The organism is Brevundimonas sp. NPDC046655, from assembly GCF_044901625.1.
Lineage (GTDB): Bacteria > Pseudomonadota > Alphaproteobacteria > Caulobacterales > Caulobacteraceae > Brevundimonas.
The window spans coordinates 1-15,676 of the sequence record NZ_JBJDPV010000010.1; the positions used below are offsets into that span (position 1 = coordinate 1).

Annotated in this window: 12 protein-coding genes and 1 pseudogene; 8 read left to right on the forward strand and 5 right to left on the reverse strand. The window is 66.1% G+C overall.

The window, feature by feature from the left end; translation table 11 throughout:
* On the forward strand, positions 1-555 hold a 555-nt coding region (locus ACI2KI_RS17085), incomplete at its 5' end, for a dicarboxylate/amino acid:cation symporter (protein ID WP_404621949.1).
* Positions 556-771: 216 nt separating this feature from the next.
* Here ACI2KI_RS17085 and ACI2KI_RS17090 read toward each other — a convergent pair.
* Positions 772-3,594: a M14 metallopeptidase family protein gene (locus ACI2KI_RS17090; RefSeq protein ID WP_404621951.1), complete on the reverse strand. Its 2,823-nt coding sequence runs from the start codon at positions 3,592-3,594 to the stop codon at positions 772-774.
* Positions 3,591-3,758 carry a hypothetical protein gene (locus tag ACI2KI_RS17095; RefSeq protein ID WP_404621953.1) on the reverse strand — a complete coding sequence of 56 codons (168 nt, stop codon included), beginning with the start codon at positions 3,756-3,758 and terminating at the stop codon, positions 3,591-3,593. Before ACI2KI_RS17095 ends, ACI2KI_RS17090 begins: the two co-directional genes overlap by 4 nt.
* Positions 3,759-4,066: 308 nt before the next feature.
* On the opposite strand from ACI2KI_RS17095, the gene ACI2KI_RS17100 reads away from it, so the two are divergent.
* From ACI2KI_RS17100 to ACI2KI_RS17120, 5 genes and pseudogenes are all read left to right on the forward strand, one after another.
* Complete coding sequence (locus ACI2KI_RS17100) at positions 4,067-4,807, forward strand: hypothetical protein (RefSeq protein WP_404621955.1); 741 nt, start codon at positions 4,067-4,069, stop codon at positions 4,805-4,807.
* A 229-nt stretch (positions 4,808-5,036) separates the two neighbouring features.
* Positions 5,037-6,113 carry a tyrosine-type recombinase/integrase gene (locus tag ACI2KI_RS17105; RefSeq protein ID WP_404621957.1) on the forward strand — a complete coding sequence of 359 codons (1,077 nt, stop codon included), beginning with the start codon at positions 5,037-5,039 and terminating at the stop codon, positions 6,111-6,113.
* A gap of 157 nt (positions 6,114-6,270) precedes the next feature.
* Entirely contained in the window at positions 6,271-6,693 is a 423-nt protein-coding gene (locus tag ACI2KI_RS17110) for a DUF2924 domain-containing protein (protein WP_404621959.1), read from the forward strand.
* On the forward strand, positions 6,683-8,374 hold the full coding sequence (locus ACI2KI_RS17115; RefSeq protein ID WP_404621961.1) for a recombinase family protein: 1,692 nt from the start codon (positions 6,683-6,685) through the stop codon (positions 8,372-8,374). Before ACI2KI_RS17110 ends, ACI2KI_RS17115 begins: the two co-directional genes overlap by 11 nt.
* Positions 8,375-8,505: 131 nt before the next feature.
* Positions 8,506-9,236, forward strand: a pseudogene (locus tag ACI2KI_RS17120) (IS6 family transposase).
* Here ACI2KI_RS17120 and ACI2KI_RS17125 read toward each other — a convergent pair.
* Both ACI2KI_RS17125 and ACI2KI_RS17130 read right to left on the reverse strand, forming a co-directional pair.
* Positions 9,233-10,885, reverse strand: a complete 1,653-nt coding sequence (locus tag ACI2KI_RS17125; RefSeq protein ID WP_404621963.1) for an ATP-binding protein — start codon at positions 10,883-10,885, stop codon at positions 9,233-9,235. The pseudogene ACI2KI_RS17120 and the gene ACI2KI_RS17125 sit on opposite strands and share 4 nt — an antisense overlap.
* 171 nt (positions 10,886-11,056) lie before the next feature.
* Positions 11,057-11,902 carry a BLUF domain-containing protein gene (locus ACI2KI_RS17130; RefSeq protein WP_404621965.1) on the reverse strand — a complete coding sequence of 282 codons (846 nt, stop codon included), beginning with the start codon at positions 11,900-11,902 and terminating at the stop codon, positions 11,057-11,059.
* A gap of 253 nt (positions 11,903-12,155) precedes the next feature.
* On the opposite strand from ACI2KI_RS17130, the gene cheB reads away from it, so the two are divergent.
* Positions 12,156-13,214 (forward strand): chemotaxis-specific protein-glutamate methyltransferase CheB, encoded by a 1,059-nt coding sequence (cheB, locus tag ACI2KI_RS17135; RefSeq protein ID WP_404621967.1) that lies wholly within the window; start codon positions 12,156-12,158, stop codon positions 13,212-13,214.
* Entirely contained in the window at positions 13,211-14,047 is an 837-nt protein-coding gene (locus ACI2KI_RS17140; protein ID WP_404621969.1) for a CheR family methyltransferase, read from the forward strand. Before cheB ends, ACI2KI_RS17140 begins: the two co-directional genes overlap by 4 nt.
* A gap of 23 nt (positions 14,048-14,070) precedes the next feature.
* On the opposite strand, the gene ACI2KI_RS17145 is transcribed toward ACI2KI_RS17140, so the two are convergent.
* Positions 14,071-15,666, reverse strand: coding sequence for a methyl-accepting chemotaxis protein (locus ACI2KI_RS17145; protein WP_404621971.1), 1,596 nt, complete (start codon positions 15,664-15,666; stop codon positions 14,071-14,073).
* Positions 15,667-15,676 lie beyond the last annotated feature (10 nt).

Below are 15,676 nucleotides of genomic sequence, written 5' to 3' on the forward strand. Positions count from 1 at the left end.
GGGCTGCTGTTCCTGGCCGCCGCCGCCGTCCTGGGCCGGCGCGTCCTGCCCCTGTTCAAGGTGATCCGCACCCCGGCCCTGCTGGCCTTCTCGACGGCCAGCTCGGAGGCCGCCTATCCGCGCATCCTGGACGCCCTGCCGACCGTCGGCGTGCGCCGCCGCATCGTCAGCTTCGTCCTGCCGCTGGGCTATTCGTTCAACCTCGACGGCTCGATGCTCTACTGCACCTTCGCCACCATGTTCATCATGCAGGCGCACGGCGTGCACCTCAGCGTCTCGCAGCAGGTCTTCATGCTGCTGCTGCTGATGGTGACGTCCAAGGGCATCGCCGGCATCCCGCGCGCTTCGCTGGTGGTCATCATGGCGACCCTGACCTACTTCGGTCTGCCGGAAGCCTGGATCGCCATCGTCCTGGGCGTCGACCACCTGCTCGACATGGGCCGCTCGGCCACCAACGTGGTCGGCAACTCCGTCGCCGCCGCCGTGGTCGCCAAGTGGGAAGGCGAGCTGGACGACATCCCTGAAGGGGACGCGCCCAAGCCCGCCGCCGCCTGAGGCGTCAGACGCACCTAATGAAAAGGCCGCCCCATCGCTGGGGCGGCCTTTTTGCTGGGCGATGATGCTGCCTGACTCTGCTGCTGTCATTCCGGGGCGCGAAGCGAACCCGGAACCCAGGCGTCTGAACGGGCTGCGTCGTTGGTCTGATGAAGCGCCTGGGCCCCGGATCGGCCCTTCGGGCCGTCCGGGGTGACGGTAGAGAGAGCCGCCTTCCTACTCCTCCGCGCTGACCGCCGGCCCGTAGAAGAGGGCGTTGAACAGCAGGCGGACCGACGACCGGGCCTGGGCGCGGTTGACCACGTCAGGACCCAGAACGATCACCCGGCCTTCGCCGTGCGGCAGGTCCAGAACGGCGTCCGAGCCCGACAGCTTCTGCGGACCGATGGCCCAGCCGCTGGCGACCGCGACCTGTTCCGGGTAGCGGACGATGGAGCCGGTTTCGCCGGTGTGACGGAAACCCGAGTTGCGGTTGAAGAAGACGTTCATCTGGGCCGGGGCGCCGAAGGCCAGCGGCTGACGATTGTCGACCTCGGTTTTCAGGACGGCGCCGGGGATGAAGAAGTCGGTCGAGGCCGGAGCCTTGCCGTCCGCGCCCAGCAGCACGTCCTGAACCGGCGCGCCCATGGCCGTGGCCAGGCGGTGGGCCGAGCCGATGGTCACCACGCTGCCGCCGCCGCGCACGAAGGCGTCGAGTTGCGGCACAGTCTTCTCGGTCGTGATGTGGCCCAGCCAGCCGCGATACTCGGCCGGGATGGACTCCGGCTCGGGCTGGTCGCGCTGGGCGGCCGCCGACAGGTCCGCCGGGATCATGTCCGAGGCGAAGACCAGGACGTCGAAGTCCCTGGCCAGATCGCCCGCGTCCAGACGCTGCGGATAGACCACCTCGAACGGGTATTCGAACTGCTCCAGCATCCAGCGGGTCCAGCCGGAGGCCATGGAGCCGCCGTAGCGGTCGACCAGGCCGACGCGGACGGGCTTGAGCGCGATCTTGTCGCCGCCGGGAGCGCGCGCGGCGGCGTGGGCGTTCAGACCCAGGTCGCGCACGGCGGCCTCGACGATGGGGCGGGCCGTGTCGCTGGCCGGGATCCACAGGGCGCCGGGGGCCAGGGTGGCGCGACCCGCGCGGGTCTCGCCTTCCTGCCAGTAGACAGCCACGCCCGCCTTCAGCAGACGGTTGGACAGGATGTAGCCGTTGATCGGGGCGTGATCGATCAGCCAGCCGGCGCGGCCCGTGCCTTCGATCTTGCCGGGCGGCGGGGCCATGACGTCGGCGACGCGCTCGGTCGGGGCCTCGAAGCCGTCGAGGATGCGGTCGAACTTCACGCCCATCTGCAGCGCCAGGGTATAGCCGGTGGCGTCATAGGGCAGGGCGGGCGGGCCGCCCGGATACTGCAGGTCGTGCGGGTGGTCCTGCGGCTCGAACATGTCCAGCACGTGCGGGCGATAGGCCTGGGCCGTCTTCACCACATAGGAACCGGCGGGATAGGTCGTGGCCCCGATGGTGAAGGGGCGCGTGGCGCGGTCCACGTCGACGCCGGTCTTGATCAGGCTGTTGAGGAAGGCCACCGCATTGGGCAGGTCGGCCTGATCCGCCGGGATGACATAGCCGCGCGGATCGCGACGGGCCGGATCACGCAGCACCTTGTCATAGAGGGCCGGATCGACGCCGCGACGGCCGGCGGCGGCTCCCTGTTCCTGAGCCGCTTCGACCAGAGCCTCGACGCCGGTCGGGGTGATCCGCCAGGTGTCGGTATTGCCCTTGTCGATGGCGTTCTGGCCCATGCGCCAGATGTTGAACAGCAGCCGATCCTTGTTGCGCGAGGCGTAGTTCAGCACGGCGCGGTTGATCGACTGGGAGTATTCGATCGACTGGGCGAAACGCCAGGTCTGGGGCGCGACCGGCATGGGCAGGTCATTGCGGGCCAGCTGGTTTTGCGGGATCAGGCTGATCTGGCTCGGGGTCGGGTGGCCGGTGATCTCGGTCAGCAGGCCGACCGCATTGTGGAAGTAGGTGATGGAGCGCTCCATCCCGTTGTTCCAGGTCGAGTAGCCGGCGCCGCTGCGCATGGTCGAACCGGGCTTGCCTTCCTCGATCAGGCGGCTGTGCATGGCCGCGCCCACTTCCGACAGCGTGCCCATGACCAGCGGATCGTAGTTGTAGTTGAACGGGTCGCGGAAGGGCGGCATGAAGACCACCGTCCCGGCGGGCGCCGTCTGGTGGTGGTTGTAGATGATCTGCGGGAACCACTCGCGGAAGAACTGGCGGTTGACGTTGGTCGTCTCGGCCATGGCCGACAGGTAGTAGTCGCGGTTGTTATCGTGGCCGACGTACTTTTGATAAAGCACAGGGATCGAGGCGAACTCGCGCTTCAGCGGGTCCGCGTTGCGCATGTACCAGTTGGAGACCAGCTCCATCCCGTCCGGGTTCAGCGGCGCAAACAGGATGATGGTGTCGTTCAGGACGCGCAGGGCCTCGGGGTCTTCCGCCGTCAGCCATTCATGCACGGCGGCGATCAGGGCCTGGGGCGGGACGGTCTCGGTCGAGTGCAGACCGCCATCGATCCAGACCACGGCCTTGCCCTCGGCGGACATGGCGCGGGCCTGTTCCTCGGTCACGCCCTCGGCCTTGGCCAGACGACGCGCGATCTCCTGATAGCGATTCAGGTTGGCCAGGTTCTGCGGCGTCGAGACGATGGCGATATACTGGGTGCGGCCTTCCGAGGACTTGCCGATCTCGACCAGCTTCATCCGGTCCGACTGGCCGGCCAGCGTCTTCAGATAGGCTTCCCACTGGGTGTAGTTGACCAGGTGATAGTCGGCCCCGATCGCGTGCCCGAATGCTTCCTGCGGCGAAGTGATGCTCGACCTGGGCGTCGCGGCGGCGACGGCGACCGGCGCCTCGGCCAGCGCGGCCTCATAGGCCAGGGCGCTGGCGCTGTTCAGGGCGAGGGCCGCGAAACCGACTGTGAGGGCCAGCAGAGGGCGGTGACGCGATACTCGGTTCCGCGCGACGGCGGGGGGAGGCGAACTTGTCATGGCGTTCCTGTCAAAAGCAGCAGCGGGGCGCTCAACACATGACGTTGCGGCAACGCTGATTCCTCCACGATGCTGTTGTTGCGGTCGATGTCCATGGCGAACACGCCGCGCACCGCGCTTTCGCCATGACACGGTGCATCAAGCCGCGCTCGAAAGGCGACCATCGGCACGACCAACCGGCGCGCGGTAAGCCAAAGACAGCTACGTGGAGTTGTCGGCGGGTGGCGGACAGAGAGGAAGGGCGACAAGCCTTCCTGTTCAATAACTTAAGTGGACTAACCCGCCTCAAGGCGGTCATTGAAGTACAACGAGATTTCCCGCGTTTGGCTAACGGCCGCAGCCGGAAATCGGACATGAAAAACCCCGCCAGCGTTGCAGCGCATGGCGGGGTTCAAAAGGGCTTGGGTCAGCACTCAAAGCCGACGGCACCTTACCGTGCAGCCCTCTCCGTCGCAACGCCGGAGGCCAGCCGATGAGCCGTCTTCTGGATCCTGAGAATTTCGTCGCCGAAAAGCTGGCCTGGCATCAGCGCATCGCCAGCGATCCGAAGGTTTCCCTCTCGGCCAAGGCCGTCGCCGGCTTCATTCTCCATGACCTGAACGCCAGTGAAGGCGGCGCCTGGCGTGGCCAGGAGAGCATGGCGGCAAGCCTGGGCGTCAGTGCCCGCCAGTTGCGGCGTCTGCTGGACGAACTCGAGGCGGCTTCATACCTGCAAGTCGAGATCCGCAAGGGGCGAGGTCGCACCAACATCTGCCGCGCGACGCTGCCTGGCGAGTTGGCTGTTGCGTCGGAAAACAGGACATCAATGGCCGCTCAAACCGTCGAAAAGCGGACATCGGCGACCGTTCAAGCGCCAAAAAACCGGACATCGGCGTCACGAAAACCGGACATGGGTGACCGACAATTCCTTTATGACTCCATTAGAAGATTTCCGACGCCAGAAGGCCGGAGGTCGGGAAGCGGAAATAGGCCGTTGGCACAGGTTGGTCCGTTCGCGGAGGCCGACATTCGAGCGACGGTGATCCGGCTCGCAGGAGAAGGGGCGACGGTCAGCTACCTGGACCCCGCCACCTGGGACGCAGACAACAACCGTATCGTCTGCGTGAGTTCCATCGGCTTTGGCCGATTACGCGATCTAGTCGGCCGGCCCTTGGCTGCAAAAGGCGTATCCATCGCGCTTGAGCCTCAAGATGCAAGCCGGATGGCGGCATGAGCGATGAGCTTGCGGTGAATCGATGACTTATTCGCCGCAAAGGATGCGGCGAATAATACGTACATGCTTGTTCTCCGGCTTCACCTCCTTGCTCGTGTAGAGCCGGTGCGGGTGGCTCTCTGGACCTGTTGCCGGGCGGCGAGGTGCGCCTCAATCTGGCGACAGCGGCGTCGCCGCGCATGAACCCGGATCTGGCAGCAGAGGTGCAGTCGTGGGACGAGGCCTTAGGGTGATCGGCTTCCCGTTCGTGAGCTCGTTCACGGACCGGCATGGCAAGCAGCGGTTCCGCTACCGGCGCTCCGGGCATCGGGCGGTTTATCTGCATGGCGTGCCTGGCTCGCCCGAGTTTGCAGCTGCATATGAGGCGGCGGCCAGCGGGCAGACCACGAAGCCGCAGATCGGGGCGTCGCGCACCTTGCCGGGGACCATCCATGCCCTGGCGGTGGCCATCTACGGGTCGGCCGAGTGGACCCAGTTGTCGAAGTCGACCCAGGCGACTTATCGCGGCATCATCGAGCGGCTTCGGACTGAGCATGGCGATCGCGCCGTTCGTGCGCTCCAGACCGAGCACATTCTGAAAATGCGCGACCGCAAGGCGAAGGCGCCGGCGGCGGCGAACAACCTGGTGAAGGTGCTGCGCTGGATGCTGGCCTTCGCGATCGCGCGGCAATGGCGACCGGATAATCCGGCGATCGGCATCAAGCCGCTCAAGATCGCCTCTGAGGGCTTCCCGGTGTGGACCGAGGCGGACATCGCCAGGTTCGAGGCGCATTGGCCCCTGGGCTCGCGTGAGCGGCTAGCTTTCGATCTGCTGCTCTACACGGCGCAACGCTCTGGCGATGTGCGTCAGATGGGGCGGCAGCATGTCCAGGGGCGCGCCATCTTGGTGCGGCAGGAGAAGACCAAGGCGTTTCTGGAACTGCCGATCCATCCGAGGCTCAAGGCGTCGCTCGACACCGTGCCGGCCGGGCAGATGCTGTTCCTCGTCACGCAATCGCACATGGGCTTCACGGCGGGCGGCTTCGGCAACTGGTTCCGTGGGGCCTGTCGGGCGGCGGGCATCCCCGATCGGTCGGCGCACGGGCTGAGAAAGTCGGCGGCGACGCGTCTGGCGGACGCGGGTTGCACCGAGGCGCAGATCAAGGCCGTGACCGGCCACCAGACCTCCAAGGAGGTCGAGCGGTACACGAAGGCGCGGGATCAGCGGCTGTTGGCGCAGGATGCCTTCGCCATGATCGGCGGTACGCAACGCGAACAAACTTTGGCTAACCCGGCAGGGAAGCTAGCCAAATCGAACGGTAACTGACTGAAAATAAAGGAAATTGCGATGGTGGTGGCGGTGGACCCAGTCAGCTGATAAGTAGTCTCCATAATATGGCCCGTAAGTAACTTCAAAAACGGGATTATATGCCTGGACTTATATGATATGTTAGTCATCGCCCTCGCCGTGTCAGGAGGATGCGATGACTACTACTGATGATGGTGATGAAGCGTTCTTGGCGAGCTTAGAAACGATGTCGTTGGCATCGCTCAGGGATGAATGGCGACGGCGCTGGGGGCCACCGCCTGACATGCGCTCGAAGCGTCTAATCCAGCATATTATTGCCTGGCGGGTTCAGGCCGTTCAGCACGGTGATCTCACGGCTGATGATCGCCGACGGCTCAAGTCGACCGCGACGCCCACCCTCCAGCCGCTTCAACCCGGCAGTCGTGTCGCTCGGGAGTACCGGGGCGTGGTTCATGAAGTGATCGCAGAGGGAAAGCGGTTCCGCTATCGCGACCGTGATTACCGGAGTCTGTCCGCCATCGCTCGGGAGATCACCGGCGTGCGTTGGAATGGTCCACGTTTCTTCGGTCTGCGGCCGGGGTCTCGCCATGAATCATGAGCCGACGGTACGGTGCGCCATTTACACTCGAAAGAGTTCAGAGGAGGGGCTGAGCCAGTCGTTCAACTCGCTCCATGCCCAGCGTGAGTACTGCGAAGCCTACATTAAATCCCAGGGCGGCGAGGGCTGGACGATCGATCGTCGGCGATATGATGACGGCGGCTTTACAGGCGCGTCGATGGCACGACCCAGTCTCAAACAATTGCTCGCAGACATCGACGCTGGATCGATCGATGCCGTGGTCGTCTACAAGGTCGATCGCCTGACACGGTCGCTAGCCGACTTCGCGCGAATACTGGAAGCGCTCGACAAGCGGGGTGTCGCGTTCGTCAGCGTCACCCAGGCGTTCAACACCAACAGCTCGATGGGCCGGCTGACGCTCAATGTGCTGCTGTCCTTCGCGCAGTTCGAGCGTGACGTCACCGGTGAGCGGATACGCGACAAGATCGCCGCATCGAAGGCGAAGGGCATGTGGATGGGTGGCGTCGTTCCCCTTGGCTACGATGCGCCAGATGGATCGGGCGACCGCCGTCTTCGTTTGAACGAAGTCGAAGCATCAACCGTTCGGCTAATTTTCGACCGGCTGATTGCCTGCCGCTCATTTTATGATCTTCAGCAGCAACTGGCGGAGGACGGAGTTCGGTCGAAGGCTGGCCGGTCTCGACGCGGCCTCACCTATCCCAGCATGCCGTTCAGCCGCGGAGCACTGCGCCATCTGCTCCAGAATCCGATCTACCTCGGTCTGATCTGCCATAAAGGTGTGACCTACCCGGGCCGGCATGAGGCCATCGTAGATCCGCAGACATTTGATGCAGTCCAGTCGCTCCTTCGCCAGCGGAGCGCCGCGTGGAAGTCTCGCGCGCCCGACCTTGAGCGCGCGCCTCTCAGGGGGCGGGTTTTCGACGAGCTCGGACAATTGATGCGGCCGACGTTCGTCCGGCGAAAGGGGCGGCGATACAGCTACTACGTTGGGCCTGGCCCGGTGCTGGGCATGGTCGGCCCAAGCCGCACGGATCTCCTTCATCGTGTTCCCTGCGACGTGCTTGAGGGCGTCATTCGCCGGCGCCTTGGTCAGCTGATCGATAAAGATGAGCGAGCCATCACCATTGAGGAGCTGCGGCAGATGGTGGCTCGCATCGAGATCAGGAGCGACTGCACGCATGTCGTGCTCGCTCTTCGGGCCCTGCGTGATTATCGCCGCGATTTAGACACGGTGGCGGCGGTGGAGGCGCGGTTGGCTGCTGGTGATCGGGTAACCGCCGAAGGGGCAAGGCCAGGTCATGTCCGGATCGCCATACCCGTCCGCATGAAGTTCTCCGGTGGCCGAACCTGGATTGGAAATGAGCAGCGGGAGATCGATGCCGATGCCAAGATCGCGAAATTGCGCGCGCGTGCGCGATTGAGGCTCGCTCATGCCGCGTTAGGCCCGGCCCTTCCCGCGCTCGCCGACCACCGCCACGTCGTGCGAACCGCGATGATGCCGTCGGCCGATTACGGCCGCTTCGCCTGGGCTTTCCTGGCCCCTGACATTCAATCCGCGATTCTGACTGGGCGGCTTTCGACCTCAGCTATCGCCACGCTCGAAAGACAGACGGCGATTCCGTTGAGTTGGGATGTCCAGCGCCGACTGTTGGGGAAAGTTTATGCGATGGGAGGAGGGCAGGTAAGCGCACCGACATGATCGCAAATTCGTCTCCAACAGTGAGCTAATTGCTTGGAGACTTGCCGTCTGACTGGGTGGGGTGCTGTCAGTCTAACGCTAACCTGTCTCCACTGAAGGTCGGCGTAAATGGCTGATCGGGGACGCCTTTCATGAAGCCGCTATCGTTCAAGCGCCACCGCTTCCGGCGGACGTGATCCGCCATGCGGTGTGGCTGTATTTTCGGTTCAGCCTGAGCCTGCGCGACGTCGAGGAAATTCTCGCAGCGCGCGGGATCGAGGTCAGCTACGAAACGATCCGTTGCTGGATGCGGAAGTTCGGTCCGCTGATCGCGAGGCGTTTGAAGAAGCAGCGACCGGCCCCTTCGCCACGTTGGCATCTGGACGAGATGGTCTGCTGGATCGGCGGGCGGCGCATGTATCTCTGGCGAGCGGCCGACGACGAAGGCGAGGTTCCGGACCTTCTCGTGCAGCGACGGCGGGACAACGAGGCGGCGCTGAAGTTGCTCGGTCGGCTCCTGGGAAATCAGCCTGTTGAGCCTGAACGGATCACGACGGACGGCCTCGCGTCATATGGCTCGGCGCTTCGAGATTTGGGCTTGAAACACCTCCATCGACCTGGCCGATTGCGCGAGAACAATCGGGTCGAGAACTCTCATCTGCCGATCCGACGACGAGAGAGGCAGCATCAAGGCTTCAAATCCCAGGCCTCCGCCCAGAAATTCCTCACCACCCACGCCGCGATCTACAACACCTTCAATGTCCAGCGTCATCTGATCAGCCGACCGACCCTTCGCCGTTTTCGTGCCGAGCGGATGCGGCGTGGGCGGCGGCTGTCGCCTGATAAGCGTCGGGTAGGGGGTCTCTCACCTTGGGCCGCTTAACCTGACAGCACCATCGCGTCGGCGATGGCGGAGAACAGCTTGCCGATCTCGATCGGCTTGGCGACCAGGCCGTCCATGCCCGCGTGCCGATATTCCACAAGCTGGTGGTCCATGGCGTTCGCGGTCAGGGCCAGGATCGGGGTGCGCGACTGGCCGCTGTCGAGTTCGCGCCGCCGGATGATGGAGGTGGCGGTCGGACCGTCCATCTCGGGCATCTGCACATCCATGAGAATCAGGTCCCAGGGGCCTTGCTCCCAGGCGGCCACCGCCGCCCGCCCGTCGGGGACGATGACGGGGACGATCCCCGCCTGTCGCAGGAGGGTGTCAATGACCAGTTGGTTGGCGCGGTTGTCCTCGGCCACCAGCAGACGGACCGGCGTTGCGTGGGGCGCCGTCGTCGCGTCCTCCGTCAGGTCGGGCAGGGGCGGCACTTCGCCGATATGCTCCAGCGGCAGGCGCACGGTGAAGGTCGCGCCGGCGCCGATCGCGGTGTCGCAGACGGCGATGTCTCCCTCCATCAGCCTCACAAGGTCCTGGCAGATGGCCAAGCCCAGCCCCGTGCCTCCGTGGCGGCGGGTGATGGCGAGATCGCCTTGTTCGAACTTGCTGAACAGCCGGTCGCGGATCTCAGGCGTGATCCCCATGCCGGTGTCCTTGACGGCGATGATCAGTAGGCCGTCCTCGCGGTCGACGGCGACCTCGACCCGGCCGCGTTCGGTGAATTTGACGGCGTTGGAGATCAGGTTGTTGAGCACCTGGCGCAGCCGCAGGGGGTCGCCGACGTAGGCCCCCTGGGCCTCGGGCGCGATGCGAGCCTCGAACGTCAGGCCCTTCTGCGCCGCGAGGGCCGAGAAGGTCTCGCAGGCGCCGCCGATCAGTTCATCGAGGTCGAACTCGAGCATTTCGATCTGGAGCTTGCCGGCCTCGATCTTGGACAGGTCGAGCATGTCGTTGAGCGTGCCCAGCAGACTCTCGCCCGACCGGCGGATGATTTCGAGCCGCTCGGCCTGCTTGGGCGACAGGGGATCGCGCGCCATGGCCTGGGCCATGCCCAGGACGCCGTTCAGCGGCGTGCGGACCTCGTGGCTCATGGCGGCCAGGAAGGCGGATTTGGCGACGTTGGCGGCGGTGGCGTCGCTGACGGCCTGGTTCAGAGCGGCCTCGGTCACCACGCGCTCCGAGATGTCGCGGATGATGGCGGTGTAGATCATGCCGGTGCGCGTCGTCACCTTGGACAGGCCTACCTCGATTGGCGTCAGGCGGCCATCCTTGGTCAGTCCGGTGACGTCCTGGCGATTGCTCATGCGCCGGCTGAGAATGGCCCCGGCGGCGAAGCTCTGAACGCGCTGGCGGTGCGACTCGCGCCGCTCGACGGGGATGAGGAGCTCGATCGGTCGGCCCAGGATCTCCGGCGCTGAATAGCCGAAGATGGCCTCGGCGCCCTTGCTGAACAGCAGGATCCTCTGATCCTGGTCCGCGACGATGATCCCCTCGGACGAGATGTTCAGGATGCTGCTGAGAATGTCTTCCAGGGTTTCGGGCAGGCCGGCCTGAACCGCCAGGGTCCGCTGCAAGGCGCTGCGGGCATGGCGCCAGCGCGATCGAGCCTCGCGGGCGCCTTGGCGGCCGAGGTGATGGCTGTGCGTCATGGTCGGCCCCTCTCGACAGGTCCCCGTGCGGACGGCTCAGGCTGGCGTCCGCTGTTAAGCTTACCCGGATTTCGTCGTTTTGAGAGCGTTGTTCACCATTGATTTGAAAATAAATTTATTAAAATCATTGCGTTAGTTGTGCCGCGGCGAGACTTGATCCTCGGCTGTGTTTCAATGCGCCTGAGGGGCAAGGGCGGCTTCCGGCGCGCGGCGTCCGCCGCCGCAGGTGGAGTCCATGCAGTTCGACACCAGGGGGCAGGCGCCGGGCGCGCCGCGCGTGTTGCGAGGGGCCAGTTGCTGCAGGTCGCGCGCCACGCCGAGCAATCCGGCGGCCGCGTTTGGCGTCAGCTCTTCGGGCCTGAAGTCGCCCATGAAGGCGGGATCCCCTGCCGTCAGCTTGATGTCCGAAGCGAACTGGCCGCAGCAGAAGCTGAACTCGGGGAACTGACGTCGGGTAGTGGCGCGGTCCTCGAGCAGGCGAAGATCGTGATGCTGAGGGTAGCAGCTGATGGCGCGATAGGCCTGGTGCACCGTGGCGCGGTCGCCCTCGAGGGCCTGCAGCAGATGGCCCTCGCGGGCGAAAATGATGCCGGTGACGCCGAGGCCGGCGTGCAGCGTGTGCGCCTCAGCGTGGATATAGGCGAGCATCGGGCGCAGGCTTTCGTCGCCCTTTCTCGCGATCCGGCTGTGATAGATTAGGCGGTGCAGGTCGGTCGCGGGTTCGGGCGATGCCTGTCGGGGCGCATGGGCGCGCGAGCGCGCTTCCGTCGCGCCGCGCAGCACGCCGATCCGACCGCTGTCGTCGCCGTCAAACTGGACGCCGATGGCCGCGAAGGCGTCCTGGATGGCGCGCAGGGTGCGCGCATTGGCCTCCACCGGCCCGCGGATGCGCTCCAGCCGCTTGATCGTCTCTAGGCTGAGCCCCGAGAGCCGCGCCAGTTCGGCCTGCTCGATGCGGGAAAGGGCCCGTGCCGCGCGAATTTGCTCTCCGGTAAGCGTTAAAATGTTAAATGACATGTAATTATTGAAGCAATCGGATTGCACCTAAGGTGTAATAGCATGCATTTGTGGCGGCAAAATTTCTAACTAACGTAGTTTTTGCAAGCATGTTTGTTTGCCGATGCTGCTCCACCTCCTCCTAGACATTAACTCGATATTGTTATGATTTGAGTCGTAACTTGATATTCGATCTTCGTCGCGAAATCTGATCGGTTCTAATCCGGCGATATTGAATCGAGCGTTGCAGTGACGCTGTTAGGGGGCGAAGGCAATGGAGAACGCCTCACAGGCGATCAAAGTGATGATCGTCGACGATTCCGCGGTGGTGCGCGGGGTCCTTCGGCGCCTGCTGGAGGCCGAGACCGGCGTCGCGGTGGTCGCGGCCGCCTCGAACGGCGAAATGGCCCTGAAGGCGCTGGCCCAGCAGGCGGCGGACGTGGTGCTGCTGGACATCGAGATGCCGATCATGGACGGCCTCGCGACGTTGCGGCGGATCGCCATCGATCATCCGGCGGTCAAGGTGATCATGGTGTCGACCCTGACGCGGCGGAACGCCGAGATCAGCCTGGAGGCCCTGAGGCTAGGCGCCGCCGACTATGTGACCAAGCCCGAAGCCGGAATCGCCACGGCGGCCGAGTTCGGGCGCGACCTGGTCGCCAGGATCAGGGCCCTGGCCGCGCCGCGTCGACGCGCGGCGTCGGAGGTGCCCGCGGCGGCGCCTGCGGTGCGGCCTCGGTCGCGACCGCCCCTGGTGCGCGCCCTGGGGGTCGGCGCCTCGACCGGCGGCCCACCGGCTCTACTGAAGCTGTTCCGGGCGCTGGCCGGCGGGGCGGGGCGCCAGCCCATCCTGGTGACACAGCACATGCCCGCGACCTTCACCGCCCTGCTGGCGGAACAGATCGAGCGGGCGGCGGGACGGCCCTGCGCCGAGGGCAAGGACGGCGAGTCGGTCCTGCCGGGCCGTATCTATGTGGCGCCGGGCGGCTGGCACATGCGGGTCGAGAACCGGCCGATCTCGCCGGTCATCCGGCTGGACCAGGAGGCGCCCGAGCATTTCTGTCGCCCCGCCGTGGACCCCATGCTGCGCAGCCTGGCTTCAGTCTATGGCGAGGGCGCGCTGGCGGTGGTGCTGACCGGCATGGGGGCCGACGGGGCGGCGGGCTGTGCGGCGGTGGCGCGGGCCGGGGGGCGCTTCATCGCCCAGGATCAGGCCACCAGCGCGGTCTGGGGCATGCCCGCGGCGGCGGCGGCGACGGGGCTGGCCGAGGCCGTGCTGCCGCTGGGCGACATCGGGCCGTGGCTGCGGCGCGCGACGGAGGGCGGCGCATGACGGGGGCCGATTTCGACTATTTCTGCCGCCTGGTGAAGGACCGCTCGGGCCTCGTCCTGACCCCGCACAAGGCCTATCTGGTCGAAAGCCGACTGGGGCCGGTGGCGCGGGCCGAGGGGCTGGCGGGCGTGCCGCAACTGCTGGAGCGCCTGCGGGCGGGCGGGCCGTCGGCGGAGCCCTTGGTGGTGCGCTGCATCGAGGCGATGGCGACGCACGAGTCCTTCTTCTTTCGCGACGGCACGCCGTTCAACCTGCTGGCGGGACGAGTCCTGCCGCAACTGGTCGAGGCGCGGGCGGCGACGCGGACGCTGCGAATCTGGTGCGCCGCCTGCTCCAGCGGCCAGGAGCCCTATTCCATCGCCATCCTGCTGAAGGAGATGGGCGCGCAGCTGGCCGGCTGGCGGCTGGAGATCACGGCCACCGATCTGTCGCGGCCGATCCTGCAGAAGGCCGAGGCGGGGCTCTACAGCGATTTCGAGGCGCGGCGCGGCCTGACCGACGCCCGGCGCGACCGTTGGTTCGTCCGCGACGGCCAGGGCTGGCGGGTCAGCCCGGAGTTGCGCGCCCTGGTCAAGTTTCGCCCGCACAACCTGCTGGACGATGGCCTTCCGGGCGTGTTCGACGTCATCTTCTGCCGCAACGTCCTGATCTATTTCGACGTGGAGCAGAAGCGGACGGTGCTGCAAGCGATGGCGCGGGCTCTGGCCGAAGACGGCGCCCTGTTCCTGGGCAGCGCCGAGACGGTGCTGGGCGTCACCGACGCTTTCGAGTTGACGCCGGGCGCGGCGGGCCTGTTCCGTCGCCCGCCCCGCGAGCGCGCCCGCATCGCCTGAGCGACGCGGGCAGCCGCGTCGGCCTAGCCCCGCATGAAGCCTTCGATCTCGGCGCGCAGGACGTCCAGCTCGCGGGCCTTGTCCGTCAGGCCGGCCGTGGCCGCCAGCATGTCCGTGGCGGCCTGGGCGTTGTCGGCGGCGGCGGCGGTCACGGCGACGATGTTGGCCGAGACCTCGCGCGTGCCCCTGGCCGCTTCCTGGACGTTGCGAGTGATCTCCTGGGTGGCCGCGCCCTGTTCCTCGACCGCGCTGGCGATGGCCGAGGAGGCTTCGCTGGCGCGTTCGATGGTGCGGCGGATGCTCTCGATGGCGCTGACGGCGGCGTGGCTGGCCTTCTGGATCGAGTTGACCTGATCGGCGATCTGCTTGGTCGCGCGCGCCGTCTGATCGGCCAGGTTCTTCACTTCCGAGGCGACGACGGCGAAGCCCTTGCCGGCCTCGCCCGCGCGGGCGGATTCGATAGTGGCGTTGAGGGCCAACAGCTTGGTCTGGGCGGCGATCTCCTGGATCAGGCCGACGACCTCGCCGACGCGCTCGGCCGAGTCGGCCAGGCCGCGCATGGTCTCGTCGGTGGACAGGGCCTCCTCGACCGCGTGGCGCGAGATGCTGCTGGACTGCTCGACCTGACGGGTGATCTCCTGGATCGAGGCGGACAGTTCCTCGGCGGCGGCGGCCACCGTTTGCACGTTGGACGAGGCCTGGTCAGAGGCGACGGCCACGGCCGAGGCCTGGCTGTTAGTCTCCTCGGCGCTGCCGGCCATGCCCTGGGCCATGCTGCTGAGGGCGGCGGCGGCCCCGGCGACGTCCTGGCTGAAGTCGTTGACCCGGTCGATGAAGCGCACCTGCTCGGTCACGACCGACCAGGTCAGCATCAGGCCCGACACCCCGCCTTCGGGCGTGCGCACGGCGGCGATGTTGAGGTCCAGCCGATGGTCGCCCAGCTGGATCAGCGCCCGGTGGGGCAGGCGCGACGGATCGGCCAGCAGGCGGCGCTGGTGCTCGGGGTGCTTGTGGAAGATGTCGATGGATTGGCCGACCATCTGGTCCACCGGGACCGCCAGAAGGTGTTGCAGCGGGCGCAGCGTCTCGACCGAGCGGCGATTCACATAGGTCAGCCGCAGGTCCTCTGGCTCGCACAGCATGACGTTTAGCGGCATGGCGTCCAGCATCCGCAGCAGGCGCTGGTTGTCGCGCTCGGCCTTGACCCTTTCGGTCTGCAGCGACCAGGTGGTCATGGCGGCGACATAGCGGCCCTTGTCGTCCAGCACGGCGCTGACTAGCAGGTCCAGATGCTCGCCGCCGATCTCGATGCTGGCGCGGTGCGGCAGGTTGCGCGGATCGGCCAGCATCCGACGCTGATGGGCGGGGTTCTTGTGGAAGACGTCGATCGAGGTGCCGACCAGGTCATCGGCCCGGATCGGCAGGACGTGTTCGATCGAGCGCAGCGTCGTCAGCGTGGCCTGGTTGGCGTAGACGACCTGGAAGTCGATCAGGTCGCAGATCATGACGTTGACCGGCGCGTCGTCCAGCAACTGCTTGAAGTTGGGCGTCCATTTGGCGGCGGGGCGCGGGCTCTGCTCGAGGGCGCGGGGGCTGCGCGCCGCGGTTGCGCTGGTCATGATCGGTCTC